Genomic DNA, 23727 nt, shown 5'->3' with positions numbered 1-23727 from the left:
GATATCTGGGAACGTGTTCTCTCGATTCACCGGCGCCGGTAGTTCCAGTCCTTCTCGCCCCGGAGCTGGCGGGTGAGGAGCTGGGCGGCGCCCTGGCGGGGATCGACCTTGCCTTCCAGGAGCGCCCGCACCCCCTCGGCGATCGGCAGCTCGACGCCGATGCGCTCGGCGAGCTGGCAGGCCGCGTAGGTGGTGCGGACGCCCTCGGCCACCTCCCCGAGCTCCTCGAGGATGCTCGCGAGGGTGCGCCCGGCGCCGAGCGCAAGGCCGACCCGGCGGTTGCGCGAGAGGTCGCCGGTGCAGGTCAGGACCAGGTCGCCCATCCCGGCGAGGCCCAGGAAGGTCAGGGGGTTGGCGCCGAGCGCCACGCCGAGGCGCGTGATCTCGGCGAGCCCGCGGGTCATCGTCGCGGCGCGGGCGTTGGCCCCCATGCCGAGCCCGTCCGACACCCCGACCGCGATCGCGATCACGTTCTTGAGCGCGCCCCCGATCTCGACCCCGATCACGTCCGTGTCCGAGTAGCAGCGGAACCAGGGGCACGAGAGGTGGCTCTGGACCGCGATCGCGTAGGACTCGTGCTTGCCCGCCACGGTGACGACCGTGGGCTTGTGGCGGGCCACCTCGTGCGCGAAGGAGGGCCCCGAGAGGTAGGTGAGGCGCGGGTGGTGGCCGGCGGGCAGCACCTCCTCGAGCACGGCGTCCATCGTGCGCCCGGTGTCGAGCTCGATCCCCTTCACCGTGGAGACGAGCAGCGCCTCCGCCGGGAGCCAGCGCGCAGCCTCGGCCATCACGGGGCGCACCGCGTGGCTCGGCACCGAGACGATCACCATCTCGGCGCCCGCCAGCGCCGCGCCGAGGTCGGCCGTCGGACGGATCGAGGCCGGGAACTCGATCTCCTTGAGATACCGGGGGTTGCGACGCTCGCGGGCGATCGCGTCGGCGAAGGCCGGGTCGCGCGCCCAGAGCGTCACGTCGTGGCCGCGGTCGGCGCACAGGATCGCGAGGCAGCTTCCGAAGCTCCCTGCACCGAGGACGGCGACCCGCACGGCCATCCCGGCACGATATCACGGCGCGCCCGCGCGATCGTGGCTGCGAGCCTTGAAGCGCCCACCCCCCACGGCTAGCTTCCGCGCGCCTTTCCGCAGGAATTCCCGGCGCTTCTGACGCATCGTCGGCTCGTTGTCGGAGCTCGCAGCTTCGCGTCGCAGGGGGTGAAATGCTCGCCGAGTACACCGGCGCCGTCGTGATCCTGCTCGTCTCGACGGTCCTGGCCAGCGCCCTGCTCGGCATCCACCTGCTGCTCGGCCCGCGCCGCCAGTTCGCCGAGAAGAGCGAGCCCTTCGAGTGCGGCGAGCGGCCGATCGTCTCCCCGAAACAGCGCTTCTCCGTGAAGTTCTACATCGTCGCGATGCTCTTCATCCTCTTCGACGTGGAGGCGGTGTTCTTCTACCCCTGGGGTGCCCTCTTCCAGCAGCTCGGCTGGTTCGGCTTCGTCGAGATGCTGAGCTTCACCGCGGTGCTGGTGGCCGGCCTCGCCTACGTGTGGATGAAGGGCGCACTCGAATGGTGATCTCCGCCGAGACGCGGGCGTTCATCGACGCCCAGATCGCGCGCTACCCGCACAAGCGCGGCGCGCTGCTCGCAGCCCTGCACGCGGTGCAGAAGGAGCGGGGCTGGATCGACCCCGAGGCGATGGGCGCGCTCGCCGAGATCTTCGAGATCCGCCCGGTCGAGGTGATGGAGGTCGTCTCCTTCTACAACATGTTCTCCGCCGAGAAGCAGGGGCGGCACCAGGTGCGCGTCTGTACGAACCTGCCCTGCTCGCTGCGCGGCGCCCGCGAGCTGGTCCACGCGCTCGAGCGGCACCTCGGCATCGCGGCGGGCGAGACGACGCCCGACGGGCGCATCACGCTCGGCCACGAGGAGTGCCTGGGCGCCTGTGCGTGGGCGCCGATGATGCGCGTGGACGAGACCTACCACGAGGATCTGGACGCCGAGCAGGCCTGCCAGATCGTCGACGCGCTGAAGTAGCGCCGTGCAGAAGGCCCCCTTCGTCACCAGCTACCTGAGCGAGCACACGGGCGACGACGCCTTCGCGACGCTCGCCGGCTACCGCGCGCGCGGTGGCTGGGAGGCGGCCCGCAAGGCGCTCACGACGATGTCGCCCGAGCAGGTCGTGGAGCTGGTCAAGAACGCGGGCCTGCAGGGCCGCGGCGGCGCCGGCTTCGCGACCGGGCTCAAGTGGTCGTTCATGCCGAAGGGGAACGAGAAGCCCAAGTACCTGGTCTGCAACGCCGACGAGTCCGAGCCCGGCTCCTTCAAGGACCGGCTGCTGCTCTCGCGCGCGCCGCACCAGATGCTCGAGGGCATCCTGATCGGCGCCTGGGCGACCGGCGCCGAGAAGACCTTCGTCTACGTGCGCGGCGAGTACGCGCACCCCGCCGACGTGCTCCAGCGCGCGATCGACGAGTGCTACGAGGCGGGGCTGCTCGGAGCGAGCTGCCTCGGCACCGGCTTCCGGCACGACGTCGTCGTGTCGCGCGGGGCGGGTGCCTACATCTGCGGCGAGGAGACGGGGCTGCTCGAGTCGCTCGAGGGCAAGAAGGGCCAGCCCCGCAAGAAGCCGCCGTTCCCGGCGCAGTACGGCGCGTTCGGCATGCCGACCACGGTCAACAACGTCGAGACCTTCTCGCACGTGCCCCACATCGTGTCGCGCGGCGCCGAGTGGTTCCGCGGCTTCGGCACCGAGAAGAGCCCGGGCACCACGATCTTCGGCGTGTCGGGCCACGTCCGGCGCCCCGGCCTCTACGAGCTTCCGCTCGGCACGCGCCTCGACGAGATCGTCTTCGAGCACGCCCAGGGCCCGCTCGGGGGCCGCAAGGTGAAGGGCGTGATCCCCGGCGGCGCCTCGATGCCGATCCTGCCCGCCTCGCAGCTCGACGTGCCGATGGCGAACGAGTTCCTGCGCGAGCGCAAGACGATGCTCGGCACCGGCGGCGTGATGGTGATGGACGACACCACCTGCATGGTGCGGGTCGCCTGCGTGATCACCTACTTCTTCCGCGACGAGTCCTGCGGCCAGTGCACCCAGTGCCGCGAGGGCACCGGCTGGATCCACAAGATCATGGAGCGCATCGAGCGCGGCGCCGGCCAGCGCTCGGACCTCGACCTCCTGCTCGACATCGCCTCCAAGATGGAGGGCCAGACGATCTGCGCCTTCGCGGACGCCGCCGCCTGGCCGGTGCAGGGCCTGCTGCGCCACTTCCGCGCGGACTTCGAGGCGCACGTGGAGCACGGCAAGTGCCCCTTCCCCGAGAGCTTCGAGCTGTGAAGATCACCGTCGACGGCGTGGCCTACGAGGTGGCCGAGGGGCGCACGATCCTGCAGGCGCTCGACGACCTCGGCCTGCTCATGAACGGCGTGGACGTCCCGCACTACTGCTGGCACCCGAAGCTCAGCATCGACGGGAGCTGCCGGCTGTGCCAGGTCGAGATCGAGGGCGTCCCGAAGCTCCAGATCGCCTGCAACACGGTGGTGGCGGAGGGGATGGCGATCCACACGCGGAACGAGCGGGTCCGCAAGGCCCGCGAGGGCGTGATGGAGCTGCTGCTCGTCAACCACCCGCTCGACTGCCCGATCTGCGACAAGGCCGGCGAGTGCAAGCTCCAGGACTACGCCTTCGACTACGGCGTGCCGCACGCGCGCACCCGCGAGCCGCGGCGCGCCGCCAAGAAGCGGGTGGACCTGGGCCCCACGATCGTCTTCGACCAGGAGCGCTGCATCTTCTGCCGGCGTTGCGTGCGCTTCTGCCGCGAGGTGCCCGGCACCGGCGAGCTCGGGATCTTCGTGCGCGGCGACCGCTCGGTGCTCGAGACCTTCCCGGGCACGCCGCTCGACAACGACTACTCGATGAACGTCGCCGACATCTGCCCGGTCGGCGCGCTCACCACCAAGGACTTCCGCTTCAAGATCCGGGTCTGGTTCCTGGAGGACGTGCCGGGCGTCTGCACCGGCTGCGCGAACGGCTGCAACGTCCATCTCGGGGTCGCCAACAACCGCGTGTACCGCTACCTGCCGCGCCGCAACGACGCGGTGAACGGGACCTGGATCTGCGACGAGGGACGGCTCTCCTACCACCGCATCGGCGCCGCGGACCGCATCGACGGCCACGCGCTGCACGGCGCCGACGGGCGCCGGGAGCAGGCCTCGCTCGACGCGGCGGTGGCGGCGGCCGCCGCGGCCCTGCGCGCGGTGATCGAGCGCCAGGGGCCCGGTGCGATCGGCGCGCTCGCCTCGCCGCACGCCACCAACGAGGACCTGTTCGTGCTGCGCCGCTTCCTGGAGGCGCTGGGCTCGACCCAGGCGGGCTTCGCGGTCCCGACCTGGCGCGCCGACGCGCTGCTCCGCAAGCCCGAGGCGGCCGCCAACGCCGCCGGCTGCCGCGCGCTCGGCTTCGGCGACGCGGCGCCCCTGCTCGAGCGGGTGCGCGGCGGCGCGGTGGCGGGGCTGCTCGTCCTCGGCCACGACGTGCTCGCGACGGCAGGCACCGCTGCGCTCGACGCGCTGCGCGGGCTCGACGCGCTGGTGCTGGCCGACAGCCACCGCTCCGCCCTCGAAGGACTCGCACAGGTGGTCTTCGCTACCCGCGTGCCGGCCGAGAAGCTCGGCACGATCACCAACCACGCCGGCCGCGTGCAGCGCGTCGTCCCGGCCGTCGAGCCGCCCTTCGAGGCGCACGCCGAGGGCGAGATCGTGTGGCGGATCGCGCAGGCGCTCGATCTGCCCGGATTCGCCGGCGCCTACGACGTGCGCGCGATCTCGAAGGAGCTGGCCCAGGCCGAGGACGCCTTCGCCGGCCGCGACCTCGACGCGCTCCCGCCCGAGGGCGCGCCGCTGCACGGCGCGGGGGTGGGCTGATGGAGACCGCGATCCTGCTCGGCGCCGTCGCCAAGACGCTCTTCATCCTCCTGATCGCGGTCGGCGCCTTCGCGCCGGTCATCACCTGGGTGGAGCGCAAGCAGAGCGCGGTCATGCAGGACCGGATCGGCGCGAACCGCGCCGACATCGCGGGCGTGAAGGTGCTGGGGCTCCTGCACCCGCTCGCCGACGTGCTCAAGCTCCTCACCAAGGAGGACGTGGTCCCGGCCGGCGCGAGCCGCTTCCTGCACATGGCCGCGCCGCTGATCGCGGCGATCCCGGTGATCGCCTCGTTCGGCGTGATCCCCTTCGGCGGCGTCTACCCGTTCGGCGACCGCACCTGGAACCTGGTGGTCGCGGACCTCGACTGGGGGATCCTCTACATCTTCGCGATCGCCTCGCTGGCGACCTACGGCACGGTGATCGCCGGCTGGGCCAGCAACAACAACTGGTCGCTGCTCGGCAGCCTGCGCGCGTCGGCGCAGATGATCTCCTACGAGGTCACGATGGGGCTCTCCATCGTGGGCCTGTTCATGGTGTTCCAGACCCTGCGCCTCACCGACATGGGCCTCGCGCAGGACGACACCTTCCGGCTGCTCGGCTTCCTCGAGCGCTTCGGCGTGGTCGAGACCCTGCCCGCCTGGCTGTCCTGGCTCCAGCTCCCGAAGTGGGGGCTCTTCCTCCAGCCGCTCGGCTTCGTGATGTTCCTGACCTGCGTGATGGCGGAGAACAAGCGCCCGCCCTTCGACCTCCCCGAGGCCGAGTCCGAGCTGGTGGCCGGCTACTTCACCGAGTACTCGGGCATGCGCTTCGGCCTGTTCTACATGTCGGAGTTCATCGAGGTGGTGGTGATCGCGGCGCTCACGACGTCGCTCTTCCTGGGCGGCTGGGCGGTCCCGTTCCTGCCACAGTCCACCATCATCGGCGCGATCACGCCGGTCTTCGGCGCCGGCGTCGCGACCGCCCTGTGCATGGTGCTCCACGTCCTCACCTTCTTCCTGAAGGTGATCGTGATGATCTGGCTCCAGATGCAGATCCGCTGGACCCTGCCGCGGCCGCGCTACGACCAGGTGATGGACCTGTGCTGGAAGGTCATGCTGCCGCTCTCGCTCGCGAACGTCTTCCTGACCGGGCTCGTGATCCTGCTGGTGCGGGGGGCTGCCGCGTGAGCGCCTCGGAGCTCTTCTTCTACGGGGCGGGCGCCCTGGCCGTGGTGTCGGCGCTCGGCATGGTGGCGAACGTCCGCAACACGGTGGCGGCCGCGATGTGCCTGGTCGTCACGATGATCTCGCTCGCGGTGGTCTTCGTGGTGCTCGAGGCGCACCTGGTGGCCGCGCTCCAGATCATGGTCTACGCGGGCGCGATCGTGGTGGTGTTCCTGTTCGTGGTGATGCTGCTGAACCTGCGCCGGGACACCTTCGAGCCGCCACGCCAGCGCCTGCTGAAGGCGGCCGGGACGGTCCTGACGCTCGGCCTCGCGGTGGTCTTCCTGTCGCTGATCCCGACCTCGTTGCCGACGGTGCGCGAGATCCCGGAGGGCTTCGGCGGCTACCGGGCCGTCGGCGCGGAGCTCTTCACGCGCTTCGTGCTGCCCTTCGAGGTGACCTCGCTCCTGATCCTGGCCGCGGTGGTGGGCGCCGTGGTGCTCGCCAAGCGGAGGCTCGACTGAGGCGATGATCCCGCTCGAGCACGTCATCGGCCTGTCCGCGATCCTGTTCCTGATCGGGACGATCGGGGCGCTCACGCGCCGCAACCTGATCGTGATCCTGATGTCGATCGAGCTGATGCTGAACGCCGCCAACCTGGCCTTCGTCGGCTTCGCGCGGGCCTGGGGCGAGCAGGACGGCCAGCTCTTCGTCCTGATGGTGATCGTGGTGGCCGCCTGCGAGGTGGCGGTGGGGCTCGGCATCCTGATCGCGCTCTTCCGCAACCGCGAGACCGTCAACGTCGAGGACATGAGCCTGCTCAAATGGTAGAGACGGTCGCGCCCACCGATCTGCTGCGCTGGATCCCGCTGCTGCCGCTCTTCGGGGCGCTGGTGCACGGCGTGCTGCTCGCCCTGGTGCGGCGCGCCCTGCCGCGCGGGCTCGTGATCGCGCTCTCGGTGGGGGCGCCGGCGCTCGCCTTCGTCGTGACCCTGCTCGGCTTCTTCCAGCTCCGCGCGCTGCCCGGCAGCTCCGTCGGCCTGGTGGACGAGGTCTACACCTGGATCGGCGCCGGCCGCGTGGTCGCCGAGATGTCCTTCCTGCTCGATCCGCTCTCGGTGGTGATGTGCCTGGTCGTGCTCGGCGTGGGCACGCTGATCCACGTCTACTCGATCGGCTACATGGACGACGACCACCGCGAGGACGGCGGCTTCCAGCGCTTCTTCTGCTACCTGAACCTGTTCCTGTGCGCCATGCTGATGCTGGTGCTCGGGGACAACCTGCTGGTGCTGTTCCTGGGCTGGGAGGGGGTGGGCCTGTGCTCCTACCTCCTGATCGGCTTCTGGTACGGCGACCGCTGGAACGCCTACTGCGGCCTCAAGGCCTTCGTCGTCAACCGGATCGGCGACTTCGGCTTCCTGATCGGGATCTTCCTGCTGCTGTGGGCGCTGGCCGACGTCGGCGCCACCCTGAACTTCCGCGAGCTGGAGGCGGCGCTGCCCCGGATCGTCGAGCGCAGCGTCGCGGTGCCCGGGTGGCTGGGCGGCTCCTGGCGGCTCACCACCCTGATCGGGGTGTGCCTCTTCGTCGGCGCGATGGGCAAGTCGGCGCAGATCCCGCTCTACGTCTGGCTGCCGGACGCGATGGCCGGCCCGACGCCGGTCTCCGCGCTGATCCATGCCGCCACCATGGTGACGGCCGGCGTCTACATGGTGTGCCGGATGTCGTTCCTCTACGAGGCGGCGCCGGGCGCGTCGGCGCTGATCGCCTGGACCGGGGCGATCACGGCACTCTTCGCGGCGACCATCGCGATCACCCAGACCGACATCAAGAAGGTGCTCGCCTACTCCACGGTGAGCCAGCTCGGCTACATGTTCCTGGCGGCCGGCTGCGGCGCCTACTCGGCGGCGATCTTCCACGTCGGCACCCACGCCTTCTTCAAGGCGCTGCTCTTCCTCGGCGCCGGGGCGGTGATCCTGGCGCTCCACCACGAGCAGGACACCGACAGGATGGGCGGTCTGCGCCGGCGCCTGCGCCGGACCCACGCCGTGTTCCTGGTGGGCGTGCTCGCGATCGCCGGCCTCCCGCCCTTCTCGGGCTTCTTCTCGAAGGACGAGGTGCTGCTCTCGGCGTGGCTCGCGCACGACGTGCCCGGCCACCAGTGGCTGTGGGCGATCGGCGTCGTCACCGCCGCCATCACCGCGTTCTACATGTTCCGCCTGCACTTCCGGACCTTCGCCGGCGCGAGCCGCGTCGAGCCGCAGGTCGAGCACCACGGCATCCACGAGCCGGCCGCGACCGTCCTCTGGCCGCTCTACGTGCTCGCCTTCTTCGCGATCGTGGGCGGCTTCGCGGGCCTGCCGCAGGCCTACGGCGACCTGCTCGGGGTACCCGACTCGAACAGCCTCTCGAACTTCCTGCGCCGCGTGGTCCGCACGCAGGAGCACCACGTCGCGCACTCGACCGAGTTCGCGCTCGCCGGCGTGGCGACGCTGGCAGCGGCGCTCGGCGCCGCGGGGGCCTGGCTGCTCTACGTGGCGCGGCCCGAGCTGCCGGCGCGGATCCGCTCGGGTGCGGGCGCGCTCCATCGCCTGCTCGCCAACAAGTACTACGTCGACGAGCTCTACGACGCGCTCTTCGTGCGCCCGCTGATCGCGCTCTCGGATCACGTGCTCTTCCGCGGCATCGACGCCGGCCTGATCGACGGCGTCGCCGTGAACGGCAGTGCGCGCTTCGTGCGCTCGCTCGCCGACGACGCGCTCAAGTACCTCCAGGGCGGGCTCACCCAGGGCTACCTGATCACCATGGTCGCGGGCACCTTCGCGGTGCTCGCCTGGCTGCTGGCGGCGTAGGGGGCGCGGATGGACCTCCTCACCCTCGTCACCTTCCTGCCGCTGGCCGTGGGCCTGGTCCTGCTGGCGGTCGGCTCCCGGCTGCCCGACCAGGCCTGGCGCTGGGCGGGGCTCGCCGCCACCACCGCCACCTTCCTGGTGTCGCTGCTGCTCTGGACCGGATTCGACCCCGCGCAGGGCGGCTACCAGTTCATGCGCCACGTGCCGTGGCTCCCCGCCTACGGGATCCACTGGTTCGTCGGCATCGACGGCATGAGCCTGCTGCTCGTCCTGCTCACCACCTTCCTGATGCCGCTCGTGCTGCTCGGCTCGTGGACCGGCATCTCGCGCTCGGTCAAGAGCTTCGTGTTCTTCAACCTGGCGCTCGAGACCGGCATGCTCGGCGCCTTCGTGTCGCTGAACCTGTTCCAGTTCTACGTGTTCTGGGAGGTCATGCTGATCCCGATGTACTTCATCATCGGGGCCTGGGGCGGCCCGCGCCGGGTCTACGCGGCGGTGAAGTTCTTCCTGTTCACGATGGCCGGCTCGCTGCTGATGCTGATCGCGATCCTCGTGCTCTACTTCCTGCACGCCGAGCAGTTCCAGGGCGCGCTCACCTTCGACCTGGTCTCCGCGCCCGGCAGCACGGCCCCCGGCCTGCTCGCGACCCTGGTGCCGGTGGCCGCCGGCGGGACCGTGCCTTGGTGGCAGAGCCAGCCCTGGCTGTTCGCGGCCTTCGCGCTGGCGTTCGCGGTCAAGGTGCCCATGGTGCCGCTCCACACCTGGCTGCCGGACGCGCACGTGGAGGCGCCGACGGGGGGCTCGGTGGTGCTGGCCGGGGTGCTGCTCAAGATGGGCACCTACGGCTTCGTGCGCTTCGCCTTGCCGCTCTTCCCGGTGGCCGCCGAGCAGTTCGCGCCGGTGATCTTCACGCTCGCCGTGATCGGGATCCTCTACGGCGCGCTGGTGGCGATGGTGCAGACCGACATCAAGAAGCTCGTGGCCTACTCGTCGGTGGCGCACCTGGGCTTCGTGATGCTCGGCGCCTTCGCCCTCAACGAGGAGGGGCTCCAGGGGTCGATCCTCCAGATGGTGAACCACGGGCTCTCGACCGGTGCCCTCTTCCTCCTGGTCGGCATGATCTACGAGCGCCGCCACACCCGCGAGATCGCCCAGTTCGGCGGGATCGCGAAGCCGATGCCCGTCTTCGCGGCCTTGTTCGGCATCGTCACCATGTCGAGCATCGGGCTGCCGGCGCTGAACGGCTTCGTGGGCGAGTTCCTGATCCTGGTGGGCGCGTTCCTGGCCAGCCCCGGGTTCGCCGTGGCGGCCGCCTTCGGCGTCGTGCTCTCGGCGGTCTACCTGCTCTGGATGGTCGCGCGCGTCTTCTTCGGGCCCTGCGACAATCCCGAGAACATGGGGCTGCTCGACCTCGGACTGCGCGAGAAGCTGGTGATTGCGGCGCTGCTCGTCCCGATCGTCTGGATCGGCGTCTACCCGAACCCCTTCCTGACCCGGCTCGAGGCCTCGGTGGGCGACCTGCTCCACCACATGGAGCAGCGCCGCGAGGCGCAGCTCCACGGCGCGCCCGACGAGCAGCTGGCGTACCGCCCCGGCGAGGAGGCGCCGTGATCCCCGCCCCCGAGGTCGACCTCTCGGCGGTCGCCCCGATCGCCTCGGTCGGGATCGGGGCCATCGTGGTGCTGCTGGCCGAGGTGGTGCTGACCCGCCGCCAGCGGCTGCTCGGGCGCGCGATGACGCCGAGCTACGTCGGCGCCACGCTCGTGCTGCTCGCGAGTGCGGCGCTCGTGATCGCCGCCTACACCGCGATCGCCGGCTTCCAGAGCGGCGCCGCGATCGGCTTCCTGCCCGAGACGCCAGGCGTGCGGCTCGACCGCTTCTCGGCCTACGCGATCGCGCTGCTGGCGGTGGGAGCCCTGCTCTCGTGCTGGCTCTCGCTCCAGTACCTGGCCGAGGTCGAGATCAACCACGGCGAGTTCTATGCGCTGCTCCTGCTCGCGACGAGCGGAATGATGCTGCTCGTCGCGGCGACGGACCTGCTCGCGCTCTTCCTCGGCCTCGAGCTCATGAGCATCCCGATCTACGTGCTGGCCGGCTTCGACCGGCGCAAGCTGCGCAGCAACGAGTCGGCGCTCAAGTACTTCCTGGTGGGCTCCTTCGCGAGCGGGCTGCTGCTCTACGGGGCCGCGCTCGTCTACGGCATGACCGGCGCCCTCGACTTCGCCGAGATCCGCGCCGCCTTCCCGGCCGCCAACCCGCTGGCCCTGATCGGGCTCGGGCTGCTCGTGGTGGGCTTCGCCTTCAAGATCTCCTCGGTGCCCTTCCACCAGTGGACCCCGGACGTCTACGAGGGCGCCCCGCTCGCCGTCACCGCCTACATGGCGATCGCGGTCAAGGTGGCGGCCTTCGCGGCGCTCCTGCGCCTGCTGGTCGAGGCCTTCGGCGACGCCGTCCCGCGGCTCCAGGACCTCTTCTGGGCGCTCTCGCTGGTGACGATCCTCGTCGGCAACGTGATGGCGACGATCCAGCCGAACCTGAAGCGGCTGCTCGCCTACTCGAGCGTGGCGCACGCGGGCTACCTGTTGATCGGCTTCGCCGCCGGCACCCTCGAAGCCTACACGGCCGTGCTCTTCTACCTGCTCGGCTACCTGTTCATGAACCTGGGTGCCTTCGCCGTGCTGGTGGCGCTCACCACCGGCGGCAAGGACTGCGAGGAGATCGACGACCTGGCCGGGCTCGCGCGCACGCGACCCGTGCTGGCGGCGCTGCTCACCCTCTTCCTGGTGTCGCTGGCGGGAATCCCCGGGACCGTCGGCTTCGCGGCCAAGTTCTTCCTCTTCCAGGCCGCGATCGACGCCGGCCTGATCGGGCTCACGATCGTGGCCGTGATCGGAAGCCTGATCTCGGTCTACTACTACCTGCGGATCGTGGTGGTCATGTACATGCACGAGCCGGGTACGGCGAAGCTGCGCGCGCGCACGGCCACGCTTGAGCTGGTGGTGCTCGCGATCTGCGCGGCCGCGGTGCTGGCCTTCGGCCTCTTCCCGAGCGACGCCCCGTGGTGGCTGCTCGACGCCCGCGCCCTCGACTGGGCGCGCGCCAGCGCGGCGCTGCTCTTCTAGCCCGCCGGGCCCGCTGGCTCCCGCCGCCGGAGGCCGATCTCCGAGGTGGCGCGCATGCAAGGCGTAGTGACCGTGGCGCTGGGGGTCGCCGGCATCGTCCACCTGCTGCCGCTCCCGGGCGTCAGCGGAGCGCGGCGACTCGAGGCGCTGGATGGCATTCCCGTCGCGGAGCCCGATCTCGGGATCCTTCTGCGCCATCGGGCCGTCCTGTTCGGCCTGCTCGGTGGCTTCCTGCTCGCGGCTGCCTTCCGCCCCGAGCTGCAGGCGGCTGCCCTGCTCCCGGGCTTCACCAGCGCGTCGTCACACGAGACGGTGTAGGGGCCACGCGGTGGCGGCGCCCGAGCCTCGCTCGCTCACCGCAGGAGCTTCGCTTCGATGCGGCGGTCGGGCAGGAACCACAGGGCTGCCACGGCGGCGTAGAGCAGGCACGCCAGCCACGCCGCGAGGCCCGCGGCAAGGATGCCGAGGACATACAGGGCAAGGGCCAGCACGAGCTTCCGGTCACGCCCGAGGGCCCGGGCAAGGAGCGAGTCGGCGCCGCCGTTCGCGGCCACCAGGCTGCGCTGGAAGGGCAGCCAGGCAATCGAGCACATCAGCAGCACGAGTCCATACACCGCAACGGGAAGCGACGCGAAGCGGCTCGCTCCCATCCAGCCGGTCGTGATCGGCAGCAGGGACAGCCAGAAGAGCAGGTGCAGGTTCGCCCACAGGACCTTGCCGTCGATCCGCTCCGCCGCGTGCAGGAAGTGGTGGTGGTTGTTCCAGTAGATCCCGACGTAGACGAAGCTGAGCACGTAGCTCAGCAGCGCCGGCCATTGCGAGGCCAGCGCGCCGAGATCGCTGCCGTGCGGGATCTTCAGCTCCAGGACCATGATGGTGATGATGATCGCGAGCACGCCATCGCTGAACGCTTCCAGGCGGCTCTTGCCCATCGTGGTCGTGTCCTCGCACGGGCGGGTTCAGCGCGCCTTGGCCGCCGGCAGCTCGGCGTGCAGCCGGCCCGCGCAGTCCCGGCACAGGCCGTGGCTGAACTGCGCCTCCGAGCGCGCCTCGAGGTACTCCTCGAGCTCGCGCCACTCGCCACGGTCGTCGCGGATCTGCTTGCACTGGAAGCAGATCGGCAGCAGGCCCGAGAGCGTGCGCACGTCGGCCAGTGCCTTCTGGAGCTGGCCGATCAGGGCCTCGCGCTCGGCGTCGGTGCGCCGGCGCTCGGAGACGTCGCGCTGGACGCCGGTGACGCGCAGCGGGCGCCCCTCTTCGTCGCGCGCGACGATCCGGCAGCGCGTCAGCACCCAACGCCAGCCCCCGTCCGGGAGCCGGGTGCGGTACTCGAACGAGATGGCCTCGGTCTCGCCGCGGGAGTGGGCGTCCATCGCGGCGTCGACGGCGGGGAGGTCGTCGGGGTGGATGCGCGCGCGCCAGGCCTCGAGGTCCGGCGGAGCCTCGCTGCGCCCGAAGCCGAGCAGCTCGCGGGCGCGCTCGTCGCAGACGACCGCGCCGGTCGTGAGGTTCCAGTCCCAGGCGCCGTAGGCGCCGGCGTCGAGCGCGAGCGTGAGGCGCTCCTCGCTCGCGCGCAGCGCCTGCTGCGCCTGCTCGAGGGGGGTGACGTCGGAGGAGATCACGATCACGCGCGCGACGACGCCGTCGACGGCGACCGGGACGAAGCGGGCCAGCCACCAGGCCGGCGTGCCGTCGCGCCGGTCCACGCGGCCCCGGCGCGCGAGCGGCCGGCCCGAGGCGATGCACTCGGCGAGCGCCGCCCGGAAGGCGGGGCGCGCAGGCTCCGGCACCAGCTCCGCGAAGGACCGGCCCAGCACGGTCGCGGCGTCGAGGCCCGACGGGACCCGGTTCGTCGCGAGGATCCGCCCTTCGGGATCCACCTCGGTCACGTTGTCGGGAAGCTGGGCCACCACCGCGCGCCAGCGGGCCCCATCTCCGACCATCTGGGCGCCCGCGGGCGGCCTCTCGTCCTCGGGCATCGGGGGGTCTCCGGGCGGCAGGATGCCACCCGACATCCCGATCGACCACCTGGTAGGTAGCACTCGTTCCCCGAGGACGGAGGAGGTTGCGAGATGCGGAGGTGGGTCGGGCTTGTGCTGGGAGCGATGTGGCTTGCGGTGGCTGGGCCCGCCGTGGCGGTGCCGGTGACCTTGCAGGACGCGAGCGCGGTGGTGGACGTCGACCCCGACTGGTAGGACGGCGTCAACGCCTGGGCGGTGAACGGCGTCGCGCACCTGCGCACGCAGTGGTTCTAGCTGCGTGTCGGCGGTGCCGGGCCGGAGACCTCGATCGACAGCCTGGCCGAGACCGCGCGGGTCGCGAGCGACACCGACGGCGACGGCCAGGCCGACACGCCCTTCCTGGCACTCGCCGACCCCGCCGAGCGCTTCGCGCTCGAGCTGCGCTGGTCGCTCACGGGCTCCCCCTTCGCGCCGCCGTCGGCCGGCGGCTCGTGGCTCCTGAGCCAGGATCAGGAGGTGTGGGTGGCGCCGGTCCCCGAGCCGTCCGTGCTGGGGCTGCTGGCGCTCGGGACCTTCCTCGGGCTGCGGGCGGCGCAACGAGCCGGGGAGCCGGGAGACGTCGGCCGGCACGCGACGAGAGGAGCGCTCCCTGCGGAGGCTTCCCGATGACCCCCCGCAACCTGCGCGCCCCGCTCTCGCGGCGCGAGTTCCTGCACCTCGCGATGACGACCGCCGCGGTGGCCTCCAGCGGCGCCACCTGCGACCTCGGCGGCATGCCCGACGCGCCCGTCCCGGTACTCTGGGAGGTCGCACACGACTGGGCCTGCTACACGATCGTGAGTAGCGGCGCCACGATCGCTCACCCGAGCCTCGCGCACTCGGTCCACGTCGACGTGAACGGCCTCGTGCCGGAACTGGGCGCAGGGCTACTACACCGCGCACGCGGGGATCGCCGCCGAGGACCCCGACTTCGTGACCTTCCTCGGCGACTGCATCTACGAGTCCGGCTCCACCGGCCCGGTGCGCTCGCACCAGAGCGGCCGGATCGAGAGCCTCGCCGGCCATCGCCACCGCTACGGGCTCTACGAGGGCGATGCGAACCTCCAGTCCGCCCACCTGGGTTGTCCCTGGCTCGTGACCTGGGACGATCACGAGGTCGCCAACGACTACGCGGGTCCGGACTTCGACGAACACGGGACGCCTCCGCAGCTCCCCTTCCTCGAGCTGCGCGCCGCCGCGTACCAGGCCTGGTACGAGCACCAGCCCGTGCGCCAGCTCCAGCCGAAGGGCCCCGACTACCGCATCTACCGCAGCTTCGACTTCGGCGACCTCGCGCGGATCCCGATCCTCGACCCGCGCCCGCACCGCAGCGACCAGCCCTGCGGCGGCCTGCTCGGACCGCCGTGTGCGGGCTTCCCGGACCCGGGCGGTCAGGCACTCGGCCCCGCGCAGGAGGCGTGGCTCTTCGACACGCTCGCGGCGTCGGGTGCCGACGCTGCCGACCTGACCGGCCCGATCGCCTCCGAGTTCGTCGCGACCGGGATCTCGTCGGCCGGCTTCCCGGAGGCCCTCGTGGACCTTGTGCGCGATCTCCTCCAAGCGCTCCCGCACGCTCCCTACTTCGAGCCCGTCCCGCGCGGCTCCCTGCGCCATGTGGTGACGCGCGACGAGTGGCGCGCCGACTTCCGCTACACCTCGACCGTGACGGAGCCAACCGCAACGGTGTCGACCGGGAAGAGCTTCGTCGTCGAGGACGGCAATCCCGTGCCGCAAGAGGCTCGAGTCGCCCGCTGCGGCTACGGGAAGCGCGCGCGCAGCCACTCGACGGTGAGCTCGAGGGCCGGCCGGCGGTGCCCCTCGAGGTAGTGCGGAGCGCCCCTCATCTCGTGGTAGGTCACGTCGTCGGAGCCCGCGGCATCACGGATCTCGCGCGCCTGGCGCAGGCGGATCTCGGTGTCGGCGGTCGGGTGCACGATCAGGGTCGGCACCTTCACGTTCGGGAGCGTCTCGGCGAGCTTTGCGTGCGAGGAGAGCCCGCTCCAGGTCGAGAGCCAGCCGCGAGGGCTCATCGTGCGCGCGAGCCCGAAGCGTGCGTAGTTGGCGTCGAAGGGATCGGGGAACGCGAAGAGCGAGCCCATCGGCCGCTCGTCGGGGTCGATCGTGAGGTCGAGGTAGGCCGGGTCCGCGAGCGTGCGGTGGATCACGAGGGTCGGCTGCGAGACCGCGCGCTTGCGCTGCCAGGCCCAGTCGGCGGGCGCGGCGGCCCGGTCGATCGCGCGCGCCGCCTCGCCGGCACGGCGCGCGCTCTCGATCGCTTCGCGCGCCCGCTCGTCGATGCGCGCGATCCGCGCGCGCTGCGCCTCGCGGTAGCGGGCGAGCCACGCGCGGTCGTAGCGGCAGGGCTCGGGCCAGGGGCGCCAGCCGTTGCGCGGGTCGTACATGTCGAGCTCGGGAACCACCGAGAGCGGGTCGCCCTCGTCGGCCAGCGACGGGTCGATCACCTGGAGCATGAAGACGCCCTCGCCCGGGTGCGCCGCCATGCCGATCCAGCCGTCGCCGCAACCGGTCTCCTGTTGCGCGAGCGCCATCAGCGAGCCGCCGCCCGAGTTGCCGAGGAGCACCACCGCCTCGGCTCCGCGGCGACGCACTTCGGAGACGGCTGCAGCCACGTCGACGACCAGCGCCTCGTGCAGGCAGTCGGTGTCGTTGTTCAGGTAGCGGGTCGCGAAGCCGAAGGCGGCGTAGCCCGCCGCCGCCAGCAGCGGGCACGCGTAGTGCACCGAGAAGTCACCGCGCGGGTGGGCGAGCACGACGGCCGTCTTCCAGGGCGTGCCGGCCGGCGGCGTCCACAGGATCCCACGCACCAGCATCCGGTCCCCGGTGACGACCCGGACGTCCTCACGCCGCACCGCGACCTTGGGGTCGTCCTCGGCGAGCGGCCAGAAGCCGAAGCCGAAGGGGCGCTGGGAGCCGAGAGCGTGGGGCATGGCGATTCCTCTCCGGGAGCGGGACGCGCCTTCAGGGCGCCGCCGTCAGCGCACCCTCGAGCGCCTCCCTCAGCGCGCCGGTGGCGCGAATCGGCCGGTACACCCCGCCCGTGATGCGCGACACCTCCTTCGACGCGAAGGGATCGCCGGTGGCGCCGAGGCCGATCGCGAAGACGTCGATGCGGACGCCGCAGTCGCGCGCGTCGTGGGCGGCGGTGATGGCGGCGGAGACGTCGCTCGGGTCGGTGCGGGTCGCGAAGCCGAAGGGGAGCGAGGGGACGCCGTCGGTGAGGAGCAGGGCGTGGCGGGTGGCGCCGGCGCGGGCGGGGGCGTCGCACAGGGCCTTGCGAGCGGCGCCGATCGCAGCGGAGAAGTCGGTGCCGCCGGAGGGGCCGCGGCGGGCGATGTCGTCGAGGGCGGCGCGGGCGGCAGGGAGGCCGCCGAGGGGCGCGACGATGCGCGCGTTCTGGTCGGGTGGGCCCGACTGGGTGCCCTTCTCGGGGTCCATGTGGCCCGAGAAGGCGACGACCGCGACCCGGACGCCGCCGGCGCCATCGAGCTGGCCGAGCAGGGCCCGCACGGCGGCCAGCTCGGCGGCGAGGACGGAGTCGTCGGGGTCGGTCGAGACGACGTCCTTCGGGTACCGGCCCGTGAGGCGGGAGTCGAGCTGGGGGTTGATCCCGACCGTCCCGTCGCCGTCGACGTCGACGCCGGAGGCGGCGCGGGCGGAGCCCGAGACGTCGATGACGATCGCGAGATCGACGGGGCCGGGCGGGGCCGGCCTCGCCGCAGAGCTCGCACCCCGGGCCGGAACCGCCGCCACCGCGACCAGCCAGACCGCCAGCCCGACCCCTGCCGTCCGCCCCATGTCCCTCCCTCGCGCGGAATGCTAGCGGTGGTAGCGGCGGGGACAGTCCCGGCGATCCGGCGATTGTCGACCTCGAGCCGACCGGACATCGAGGAATCGCCGGATCGCCGGGACTGTCCCCGCCGCTCGCCCCCCCGGAGGAGAACCTTTGGCCACCAAGCCTGTGCGCCGCCCGCAACGTCCCCAGTTCTCGTCGGGGCCCTGTGCGAAGCGGCCGGGGTGGTCGCTCGAGGCGTTGAAGGGGGCGCTGGTCGGGCGCTCGCACCGGGCGAAGGAGCCGAAGGCGCGCATCCAGGCGGTGATCGAGCGCAGCAAGGCGATCCTCGGCATGCCGGCGGGCTGGCGGCTGGCGGTCGTGCCGGCCTCGGACACGGGCGCGGTCGAGATGGCGATGTGGTCGCTGCTCGGCGAGCGGCCGGTCGACGTGCTGGCCTGGGAGAGCTTCGGCCAGGAGTGGGTCACGGACGCGACGAAGCAGCTCCGGCTCGACGCGCGGGTCCTCGCGGCGCCCTACGGCGCGCTCCCCGACCTCCGCCAGGTCGACTTCGCCCGCGACGTGATCTTCCCCTGGAACGGCACGACCTCGGGTGTGCGGGTCCCGGGCGGCGACTGGATCCCGGCCGGGCGCACGGGCCTGGTCCTGTGCGACGCCACCTCGGCCGTCTTCGCGATGGAGCTGCCCTGGGAGAAGCTCGACGTCGTCACCTGGTCCTGGCAGAAGGTGCTCGGCGGGGAGGCGGCGCACGGGATGCTGGCGCTCTCGCCGCGGGCGGTGGCGCGGGTCGAATCCCACACCCCTCCCTGGCCGCTGCCGAAGATCTTCCGGCTCGCGAAGAAGGGCCGGCTCGACGAGGCGCTCTTCGAGGGCTCGACCATCAACACGCCCTCGATGCTCTGCGTCGAGGACGCGCTCGACGGGCTCGCCTGGGCGGAGTCGGCCGGCGGCCTGGCGGGGCTCGTCGCGCGCGCCGAGGCCAACCTCGAAGCCGTCGCCGCGTGGGTCGCGCGCACGCCCTGGGTGGAGTTCCTGGCGAGCGATCCGGCGACGCGCTCCTGCACCTCGATCTGCCTGCGGGTTGCCGATCCCTGGTTCGCCGGGCTCGACGAGCAGGCGCAGGGCGAGGTGATCAAGCGGCTGTGCGGCCTCCTCGAGAAGGAGGGCGTCGCCTACGACGTCGCGAGCTACCGCGACGCGCCGCCCGGCCTGCGCGTCTGGGGCGGCGCGACCGTCGAGCGCGACGACCTCGAGGCGCTGCTGCCCTGGCTCGACTGGGCGTGGGCCGAGACGCGGGGCTAGCCGCACCGCAGGGCACGCAGCCACGTCCCCGTTCCCGCGTTGCGTGCGAGTTGCCGTTGACGGCGCGCGCGATCCGGGCGAGGATGCTTCGTCCCCGGTCAACCCCCAGGACCGTCGCGACGAAAGACCCGGGCGAACCCCCCTCGAGGTTTGCCAATTGCGCTGCACCGGCCTGCTGCGAATCCTCCGCTCCGTCCCGCTCGGTCTCGTCCTCGGCGCGATCGTCGCGGGCTGCGCGTCGGCGCCGAGCAAGCCGCCCACAGCGGCGGCGCGCCGGTCCCCACCGCTCGTCGTCGTCGAACGTGAGACGCCCGGCGTGAGCGCGCTCGGCGAGGCCGAGCGCGAGGCGCGCGACCGCGCCTACCGCGACACGCTGGCCCGCCTGCGCGCCGAGCGCGTCGCCGCCGCCGACCGCGACGCGCCGCCCACGCCCGCCGTGCTCGAGGCGCGCGCGAAGGGCTGGGGCTGGATGGTCGACCACCTGGCGGCCGACGGCATCGCGCGCGAGCGCGCGGCGCGCGCCTTCGCCGATGCGCGCGTGCCGGCCTTCAGCGGGCTCGGCTTCGGCCTCGAGCCGCGCGAGCCCTATTCGATGTACCGCCACTTCCTGCGCGCCGACAGCGTGGCGCGCGCGCAGCGTTGCGCCGCGGCCCACGCGCAGGGCCTCGCGGACGCGGAGCGCGTGCACGGCGTCGACGCGAGCGTGGTGGCGGCGATCCTGCACGTCGAGAGCGCCTGCGGCCGCAACACCGGGCGCAGCATCGTGCTCTACCGGCTGGCCCGCCTCGCGATGGCGAACGAGCCGCGCAACGTCGCGCGCCAGCTCGTGCGCTACACGCCGCGCGGCGGCACGCTCGACCCCGCCGTCGCCGACAAGGTGCGCGCGCGCGCCCGCTATCTCGAGGGCATCTTCTACCCGCAGGTGGTCGCGACCTTCGAGATCGCCGCGCAGGCGGGCATCGACCCGCTCTCGCTGCGCGGCTCGGGCGCGGGCGCCTTCGGCTACACCCAGTTCCTGCCGCTCAACTACATCGCCTTCGGCGTCGACGGCGACGGCGACGGCCGCGTCAGCCTCTACGACGCCGCCGACGCCGCCGCCTCGACCGCGCGCTTCCTCAAGAGCTACGGCTGGCAGCGCCACCTGACGCGCGCCCAGAAGCGCGAGGTGGTCTGGCACTACAACCGCTCCGACGCCTACATCGACGCCGTGCTCGGCCTCGCCGACCGGATCCGCACGGCGGGCACGATCGAGGACGCGGTGGCGGCGGCCGGCGCACCCGCGACGACCTCCCTCGCGGAGGGGACCTTCCTTCCGGCCAGTGCGACGGGGGCGACGGGACGGCCCTGAGCCGCGTGCGTTAGGCTCGCCGGATGGAACAGCGCCCGCTCGGAGTGCACGGCCTCGTCGTCTCGGCCCAGGGCCTCGGCTGCATGGGCATGTCCGAGTTCTACGGGCCGCGCGACGACGCCGAGTCGATCGCCACCATCCACCGCGCGCTCGAGCTCGGCGTCAGCTTTCTCGACACCGCCGACGTCTACGGCCCGCACCGCAACGAGGAGCTCGTGGGGCGTGCGGTACGCGGGATGCGCGAGCGCTTCACGATCGCGACCAAGTTCGGGATCGTGCGCGACCCGGAGAAGCCCGGGCTGCGCGGCATCTGCGGCCGCCCGGACTACGTGCGCCAGTGCTGCGACGCGAGCCTGCGCCGGCTCGGCGTCGACGTGATCGACCTCTACTACCAGCACCGGGTCGACCCCGAGACGCCGATCGAGGACACGGTCGGCGCGATGGCGGAGCTCGTCCGGGCCGGGAAGGTGCGCTTCCTCGGGCTCTCGGAGGCGAGCGTCGCAACCCTGCGGCGCGCCTGCGCGGTGCACCCGATCAGCGCGCTCCAGAGCGAGTACTCGCTCTGGACGCGTGACCCCGAGGACGGCGCCCTCGCGGCCTGCCGCGAGCTCGGGGTCGGCTTCGTCGCCTACAGCCCGCTCGGGCGCGGCTTCCTGACCGGGCGCCTCGAGCGCCCCGAGGACTTCGCGCCCGACGACTACCGGCGTTTCTCGCCGCGCTTCCAGGGCGAGAACTTCGAACGCAACCTCCAGCTCGTCGCGAAGGTGAAGGAGCTGGCGCGCGAGAAGGGCGTGAGCGCCGGCCAGCTCGCCCTGGCCTGGGTCCACGCGCAGGGCGCCGACGTCGTGCCGATCCCCGGCACCAAGCGCCGCCGCTGGCTCGAGGAGAACGTGGCGGCCTTCTCGATCCCGCTGACCGTGGCCGACCGCGCCCACCTGCTCGCGGCAGCGCCGCGCGGCGCCGCCGCCGGCGAGCGCTACGCGCCTGCCTTCATGGGCTCGCTCAACCGCTGACGCCGCCCGCCTTCATGCCCGGCTCGGCCAGCAGGCCCTTGCCCGGCACGAAGTTCAGCTCGAGGCGCACGCCGTCGGGGTCCTCGAAGAGGAGCGAGTAGTAGCCGGGCGCGAAGGCGTCCTCCTGCGGGCCGTGGACGATCGCGGAGCCGCGCGCGACGAGGAACGCATGGAGGGCGTCGACGTCCTCGCGGCTGCGCGCGCGGAAGCAGCAGTGGTGGAGGCCGGTGCGGCCCTGGTCGAAGCGCGCGCCGCGGTGCGCGGGCGCGCCCTCGCGCACGCCGAAGGCGGTGCGCCCGCCCACGCAGTAGTACCAGTCGGGGCTGTCGATCACGCAGCGCAGGCCGAGGAAGGGCAGGAGCTCCCCGTAGAAGGCGCGCGCACGGGGGAAATCGCCGGTCGTCAGGATCACGTGGGCCATGCCGTTGATCTCGATCATCGGGTCTCCGGAGGGCGCGTCAGGAACGGGGCGCGATCTGGTCGATGCCGGCCCAGCGCCGGAGCGCCTTCGGGACCGCCACCGAGCCGTCGGCGCGCTGGTGGTTCTCGAGCAGCGCGATGAGGGCGCGCGAGTCCGCGACCGCGGTGCCGTTCAGGAGGTGCAGGTGCTCGGCCTTCTTCGCGCCCCGGCGCTTGAAGCGGGCATCGAGCCGGCGCGCCTGGTAGTCGGTGCAGTTCGAGGTGCTGGTCACCTCGCCCCAGCCTCCGCCCTCGCCGCGGCCCGGCATCCAGGCCTCGAGGTCGAACTTGCGGATCGCCGGCGCGCCGAGGTCGCCGGCCGCGATGTCGAGCACGCGGTAGGGCAGCTCGAGCGCCTGGAAGAAGCGCTCCTCGAGCGCCAGCAGCTCCTCGTGCATCGCCTCGGAGTCCTCGGGGCGCGTCGCGACGAACATCTCGACCTTCGTGAACTGGTGCACCCGGTACAGGCCCTTGCTCTCGCGGCCGTAGGAGCCGGCCTCGGTGCGGAAGCAGTGCGAGAGGCCGGCGAGGCGCACCGGCAGCGCCTCCTCGTCGAGGGTCTGGCCGGCGAAGAGCGCGCCGAGCGTGATCTCGGCGGTGCCGATCAGACAGAGATCGCTGTCGGCCACCGAGTAGACCTGGGTCTCGGGCCCGCGCGGCGCGAAGCCGAGCGCGGCGACCATCTCGGCGCGCGCCAGGTCCGGCGTCGCGAGCAGCGTGAAGCCCTCGCTGCGCAGCATCTCGAGCGCGAGCTGCTGGAGCGCCAGGGTGAGCAGCACCGCCTCGTTGCGCAGGTAGTAGAACTTGGGGCCGGCCGCCCGGGTGCCGGCCTCGAAGTCGACGAGGTCGAGGCGGCGGGCCAGCTCGACGTGGTCGAGCGGGGGGAAGTCGAAGCGCCGCGGCGTGCCCCAGCGGCGCAGCTCGCGGGCGTCGTCCTCGCCGCCGTCCGGGACCGCGGGGTGGATCAGGTTGGGAAGCGCCGCGAGCGCCTCCGCGAGGCGCGCTTCGGCGGCGGCCAGCGCGGCCTCGAGCCGGCCGACCTCGTCCTTGAGCCGCCGGCCCTCGGCGCTGAAGCCCTCGCGCTCCGCCGCGTCCATCTTCCGGTTGCCGGCCTTGCCGTGCTCGTTCCGCACCCGGTTCGCCTCGCCGACCGCGGTGCGCAGCCGTACCGCCTCCTCGTGGGCGGCGACGGCCGCGTCGACGTCGGCGCGCACGCCGCGGCGGCGAACGCTCGCGGCCACTTCGTCGCGTCGCTCGGCGAGGGTCCGGGGGTCCAGCATGGCCGGAGGGAAGCACACGGTCTCGGCGACGCAACCGAGCGCCCCGCCTATACTTCGCCGGCTTTTCCGTCCTCCGTGGGGGTGCCGATGATCCGTCTCCTCGCAGCCGCCCTGCTGGCGGCCTTCCTCTGCGTGCCCGCCCTTGCCGCGGAGCCGCCGAAGCAGCACGGCCTCGCCATGCACGGCGACCTCGCCTACCCGCCCGGCTTCCCCCACTTCGCCTACGTGAACCCCGACGCGCCGAAGGGCGGGCGGCTCCGGCTCGGCGTCCCCGAGACCACCTTCGACAGCTTCAATCCCTTCCTGGTGAAGGGAAACCCCGCGGCGGGCGTCGGCGCGATCTACGAGACGCTGATGGTGGCCTCCGCCGACGAGCCCTTCAGCCAGTACGGCCTGCTCGCCGAGAGCGTGCAGACGCCGGCCGACCGCTCGTGGGTGCTCTTCACGCTGCGCCCCGAGGCGCGCTGGCACGACGGCC

The 23727-nt window shown here is 72.3% G+C and carries 23 protein-coding genes and 1 pseudogene; 17 read left to right on the top strand and 7 right to left on the bottom strand.

What is annotated here, in order from left to right; translation table 11 throughout:
* Window positions 1-26 precede the first annotated feature (26 nt).
* The gene (locus tag OZ948_16630) at window positions 27-1052 is read right to left on the bottom strand and encodes an NAD(P)-dependent glycerol-3-phosphate dehydrogenase (GenBank protein MEB2346353.1); all 1026 of its coding nucleotides are present in this window, start codon (window positions 1050-1052) and stop codon (window positions 27-29) included.
* Window positions 1053-1216: 164 nt separating this feature from the next.
* Here OZ948_16630 and ndhC point away from each other — a divergent pair, with 164 nt between their 5' ends.
* From ndhC to OZ948_16575, 11 genes are read left to right on the top strand one after another with little or no spacing between them, the layout of a single operon-like run.
* Window positions 1217-1570 carry an NADH-quinone oxidoreductase subunit A gene (gene ndhC, locus OZ948_16625; GenBank protein MEB2346352.1) on the top strand — a complete coding sequence of 118 codons (354 nt, stop codon included), beginning with the start codon at window positions 1217-1219 and terminating at the stop codon, window positions 1568-1570.
* Entirely contained in the window at window positions 1564-2031 is a 468-nt protein-coding gene (locus OZ948_16620; GenBank protein MEB2346351.1) for an NAD(P)H-dependent oxidoreductase subunit E, read from the top strand. The genes ndhC and OZ948_16620 overlap by 7 nt, the downstream gene beginning before the upstream one ends.
* A gap of 34 nt (window positions 2032-2065) precedes the next feature.
* Window positions 2066-3331 (top strand): NADH-quinone oxidoreductase subunit NuoF, encoded by a 1266-nt coding sequence (gene nuoF, locus OZ948_16615; GenBank protein ID MEB2346350.1) that lies wholly within the window; start codon window positions 2066-2068, stop codon window positions 3329-3331.
* Window positions 3328-4917 carry a 2Fe-2S iron-sulfur cluster-binding protein gene (locus tag OZ948_16610; protein MEB2346349.1) on the top strand — a complete coding sequence of 530 codons (1590 nt, stop codon included), beginning with the start codon at window positions 3328-3330 and terminating at the stop codon, window positions 4915-4917. Before nuoF ends, OZ948_16610 begins: the two co-directional genes overlap by 4 nt.
* Entirely contained in the window at window positions 4917-6086 is a 1170-nt protein-coding gene (locus OZ948_16605) for an NADH-quinone oxidoreductase subunit H (GenBank protein MEB2346348.1), read from the top strand. The genes OZ948_16610 and OZ948_16605 overlap by 1 nt, the downstream gene beginning before the upstream one ends.
* Entirely contained in the window at window positions 6083-6586 is a 504-nt protein-coding gene (locus tag OZ948_16600; GenBank protein ID MEB2346347.1) for an NADH-quinone oxidoreductase subunit J, read from the top strand. Before OZ948_16605 ends, OZ948_16600 begins: the two co-directional genes overlap by 4 nt.
* Before the next feature lie 4 nt (window positions 6587-6590).
* The gene (gene nuoK / locus OZ948_16595; GenBank protein MEB2346346.1) at window positions 6591-6893 is read left to right on the top strand and encodes an NADH-quinone oxidoreductase subunit NuoK; all 303 of its coding nucleotides are present in this window, start codon (window positions 6591-6593) and stop codon (window positions 6891-6893) included.
* Window positions 6887-8914: an NADH-quinone oxidoreductase subunit L gene (nuoL, locus tag OZ948_16590; protein MEB2346345.1), complete on the top strand. Its 2028-nt coding sequence runs from the start codon at window positions 6887-6889 to the stop codon at window positions 8912-8914. Before nuoK ends, nuoL begins: the two co-directional genes overlap by 7 nt.
* 9 nt (window positions 8915-8923) lie before the next feature.
* Window positions 8924-10525 (top strand): NADH-quinone oxidoreductase subunit M, encoded by a 1602-nt coding sequence (locus OZ948_16585; GenBank protein ID MEB2346344.1) that lies wholly within the window; start codon window positions 8924-8926, stop codon window positions 10523-10525.
* The gene (locus OZ948_16580) at window positions 10522-12036 is read left to right on the top strand and encodes an NADH-quinone oxidoreductase subunit N (protein ID MEB2346343.1); all 1515 of its coding nucleotides are present in this window, start codon (window positions 10522-10524) and stop codon (window positions 12034-12036) included. The genes OZ948_16585 and OZ948_16580 overlap by 4 nt, the downstream gene beginning before the upstream one ends.
* Before the next feature lie 54 nt (window positions 12037-12090).
* Window positions 12091-12354 carry a hypothetical protein gene (locus OZ948_16575; protein MEB2346342.1) on the top strand — a complete coding sequence of 88 codons (264 nt, stop codon included), beginning with the start codon at window positions 12091-12093 and terminating at the stop codon, window positions 12352-12354.
* Window positions 12355-12389: 35 nt separating this feature from the next.
* Here OZ948_16575 and OZ948_16570 read toward each other — a convergent pair whose 3' ends face one another.
* Together OZ948_16570 and OZ948_16565 are read right to left on the bottom strand one after the other, a co-directional pair.
* The gene (locus OZ948_16570; protein ID MEB2346341.1) at window positions 12390-12968 is read right to left on the bottom strand and encodes a TMEM175 family protein; all 579 of its coding nucleotides are present in this window, start codon (window positions 12966-12968) and stop codon (window positions 12390-12392) included.
* 27 nt (window positions 12969-12995) lie between these two features.
* Window positions 12996-14015, bottom strand: coding sequence for a PAS domain-containing protein (locus tag OZ948_16565; protein MEB2346340.1), 1020 nt, complete (start codon window positions 14013-14015; stop codon window positions 12996-12998).
* Between the two features lie 93 nt (window positions 14016-14108).
* Here OZ948_16565 and OZ948_16560 point away from each other — a divergent pair, with 93 nt between their 5' ends.
* Both OZ948_16560 and OZ948_16555 read left to right on the top strand, forming a co-directional pair.
* Window positions 14109-14231 carry a hypothetical protein gene (locus tag OZ948_16560; GenBank protein ID MEB2346339.1) on the top strand — a complete coding sequence of 41 codons (123 nt, stop codon included), beginning with the start codon at window positions 14109-14111 and terminating at the stop codon, window positions 14229-14231.
* Between the two features lie 678 nt (window positions 14232-14909).
* A pseudogene (locus OZ948_16555) lies at window positions 14910-15863 on the top strand (alkaline phosphatase D family protein).
* Here the strand turns inward: OZ948_16555 and OZ948_16550 are convergent.
* Together OZ948_16550 and OZ948_16545 are read right to left on the bottom strand one after the other, a co-directional pair.
* Window positions 15794-16984 (bottom strand): alpha/beta hydrolase, encoded by a 1191-nt coding sequence (locus tag OZ948_16550; GenBank protein MEB2346338.1) that lies wholly within the window; start codon window positions 16982-16984, stop codon window positions 15794-15796. The pseudogene OZ948_16555 and the gene OZ948_16550 sit on opposite strands and share 70 nt — an antisense overlap.
* Before the next feature lie 31 nt (window positions 16985-17015).
* The gene (locus OZ948_16545; GenBank protein MEB2346337.1) at window positions 17016-17852 is read right to left on the bottom strand and encodes a VWA domain-containing protein; all 837 of its coding nucleotides are present in this window, start codon (window positions 17850-17852) and stop codon (window positions 17016-17018) included.
* Window positions 17853-18000: 148 nt separating this feature from the next.
* Between OZ948_16545 and OZ948_16540 the strand changes: the two genes are divergently transcribed.
* The 3 genes from OZ948_16540 (at window position 18001) to OZ948_16530 (ending at window position 21510) form a co-directional block, all read left to right on the top strand.
* Entirely contained in the window at window positions 18001-19149 is a 1149-nt protein-coding gene (locus OZ948_16540; GenBank protein MEB2346336.1) for a phosphoserine transaminase, read from the top strand.
* A 316-nt stretch (window positions 19150-19465) separates the two neighbouring features.
* Entirely contained in the window at window positions 19466-20497 is a 1032-nt protein-coding gene (locus OZ948_16535; GenBank protein ID MEB2346335.1) for a lytic murein transglycosylase, read from the top strand.
* Window positions 20498-20520: 23 nt separating this feature from the next.
* Window positions 20521-21510, top strand: coding sequence for an aldo/keto reductase (locus OZ948_16530; protein MEB2346334.1), 990 nt, complete (start codon window positions 20521-20523; stop codon window positions 21508-21510).
* Here the strand turns inward: OZ948_16530 and OZ948_16525 are convergent.
* Together OZ948_16525 and serS are read right to left on the bottom strand one after the other, a co-directional pair.
* Window positions 21500-21949: a VOC family protein gene (locus OZ948_16525; GenBank protein ID MEB2346333.1), complete on the bottom strand. Its 450-nt coding sequence runs from the start codon at window positions 21947-21949 to the stop codon at window positions 21500-21502. The two genes, OZ948_16530 and OZ948_16525, sit on opposite strands and share 11 nt — an antisense overlap.
* 19 nt (window positions 21950-21968) lie before the next feature.
* Complete coding sequence (serS, locus tag OZ948_16520; GenBank protein ID MEB2346332.1) at window positions 21969-23249, bottom strand: serine--tRNA ligase; 1281 nt, start codon at window positions 23247-23249, stop codon at window positions 21969-21971.
* 87 nt (window positions 23250-23336) lie between these two features.
* Here serS and OZ948_16515 point away from each other — a divergent pair.
* A partial coding sequence (locus tag OZ948_16515) for an ABC transporter substrate-binding protein (protein ID MEB2346331.1) occupies window positions 23337-23727 on the top strand: 391 nt, incomplete at its 3' end.

It is taken from the genome of Deltaproteobacteria bacterium (assembly GCA_035063765.1).
Classification (GTDB): Bacteria; Myxococcota_A; UBA9160; order UBA9160; family PR03; genus CAADGG01.
This window is presented reverse-complemented; position numbering and strand designations above follow the sequence as displayed.

What these genes read in the sequence shown, in the direction of transcription:
- OZ948_16630 (MEB2346353.1), bottom strand. Translation starts at nt 1,052, where the DNA reads ATGGCCGTGCGGGTCGCCGTCCTCGGTGCAGGGAGCTTCGGAAGCTGC.
- OZ948_16570 (MEB2346341.1), bottom strand. Translation starts at nt 12,968, where the DNA reads ATGGGCAAGAGCCGCCTGGAAGCGTTCAGCGATGGCGTGCTCGCGATC.
- nuoL (MEB2346345.1), top strand. Translation starts at nt 6,887, where the DNA reads ATGGTAGAGACGGTCGCGCCCACCGATCTGCTGCGCTGGATCCCGCTG.
- OZ948_16565 (MEB2346340.1), bottom strand. Translation starts at nt 14,015, where the DNA reads ATGCCCGAGGACGAGAGGCCGCCCGCGGGCGCCCAGATGGTCGGAGAT.
- nuoK (MEB2346346.1), top strand. Translation starts at nt 6,591, where the DNA reads ATGATCCCGCTCGAGCACGTCATCGGCCTGTCCGCGATCCTGTTCCTG.
- OZ948_16620 (MEB2346351.1), top strand. Translation starts at nt 1,564, where the DNA reads ATGGTGATCTCCGCCGAGACGCGGGCGTTCATCGACGCCCAGATCGCG.
- OZ948_16575 (MEB2346342.1), top strand. Translation starts at nt 12,091, where the DNA reads ATGCAAGGCGTAGTGACCGTGGCGCTGGGGGTCGCCGGCATCGTCCAC.
- OZ948_16560 (MEB2346339.1), top strand. Translation starts at nt 14,109, where the DNA reads ATGCGGAGGTGGGTCGGGCTTGTGCTGGGAGCGATGTGGCTTGCGGTG.
- OZ948_16605 (MEB2346348.1), top strand. Translation starts at nt 4,917, where the DNA reads ATGGAGACCGCGATCCTGCTCGGCGCCGTCGCCAAGACGCTCTTCATC.
- OZ948_16585 (MEB2346344.1), top strand. Translation starts at nt 8,924, where the DNA reads ATGGACCTCCTCACCCTCGTCACCTTCCTGCCGCTGGCCGTGGGCCTG.
- OZ948_16525 (MEB2346333.1), bottom strand. Translation starts at nt 21,949, where the DNA reads ATGATCGAGATCAACGGCATGGCCCACGTGATCCTGACGACCGGCGAT.
- serS (MEB2346332.1), bottom strand. Translation starts at nt 23,249, where the DNA reads ATGCTGGACCCCCGGACCCTCGCCGAGCGACGCGACGAAGTGGCCGCG.
- OZ948_16530 (MEB2346334.1), top strand. Translation starts at nt 20,521, where the DNA reads ATGGAACAGCGCCCGCTCGGAGTGCACGGCCTCGTCGTCTCGGCCCAG.
- ndhC (MEB2346352.1), top strand. Translation starts at nt 1,217, where the DNA reads ATGCTCGCCGAGTACACCGGCGCCGTCGTGATCCTGCTCGTCTCGACG.
- OZ948_16545 (MEB2346337.1), bottom strand. Translation starts at nt 17,852, where the DNA reads ATGGGGCGGACGGCAGGGGTCGGGCTGGCGGTCTGGCTGGTCGCGGTG.
- OZ948_16550 (MEB2346338.1), bottom strand. Translation starts at nt 16,984, where the DNA reads ATGCCCCACGCTCTCGGCTCCCAGCGCCCCTTCGGCTTCGGCTTCTGG.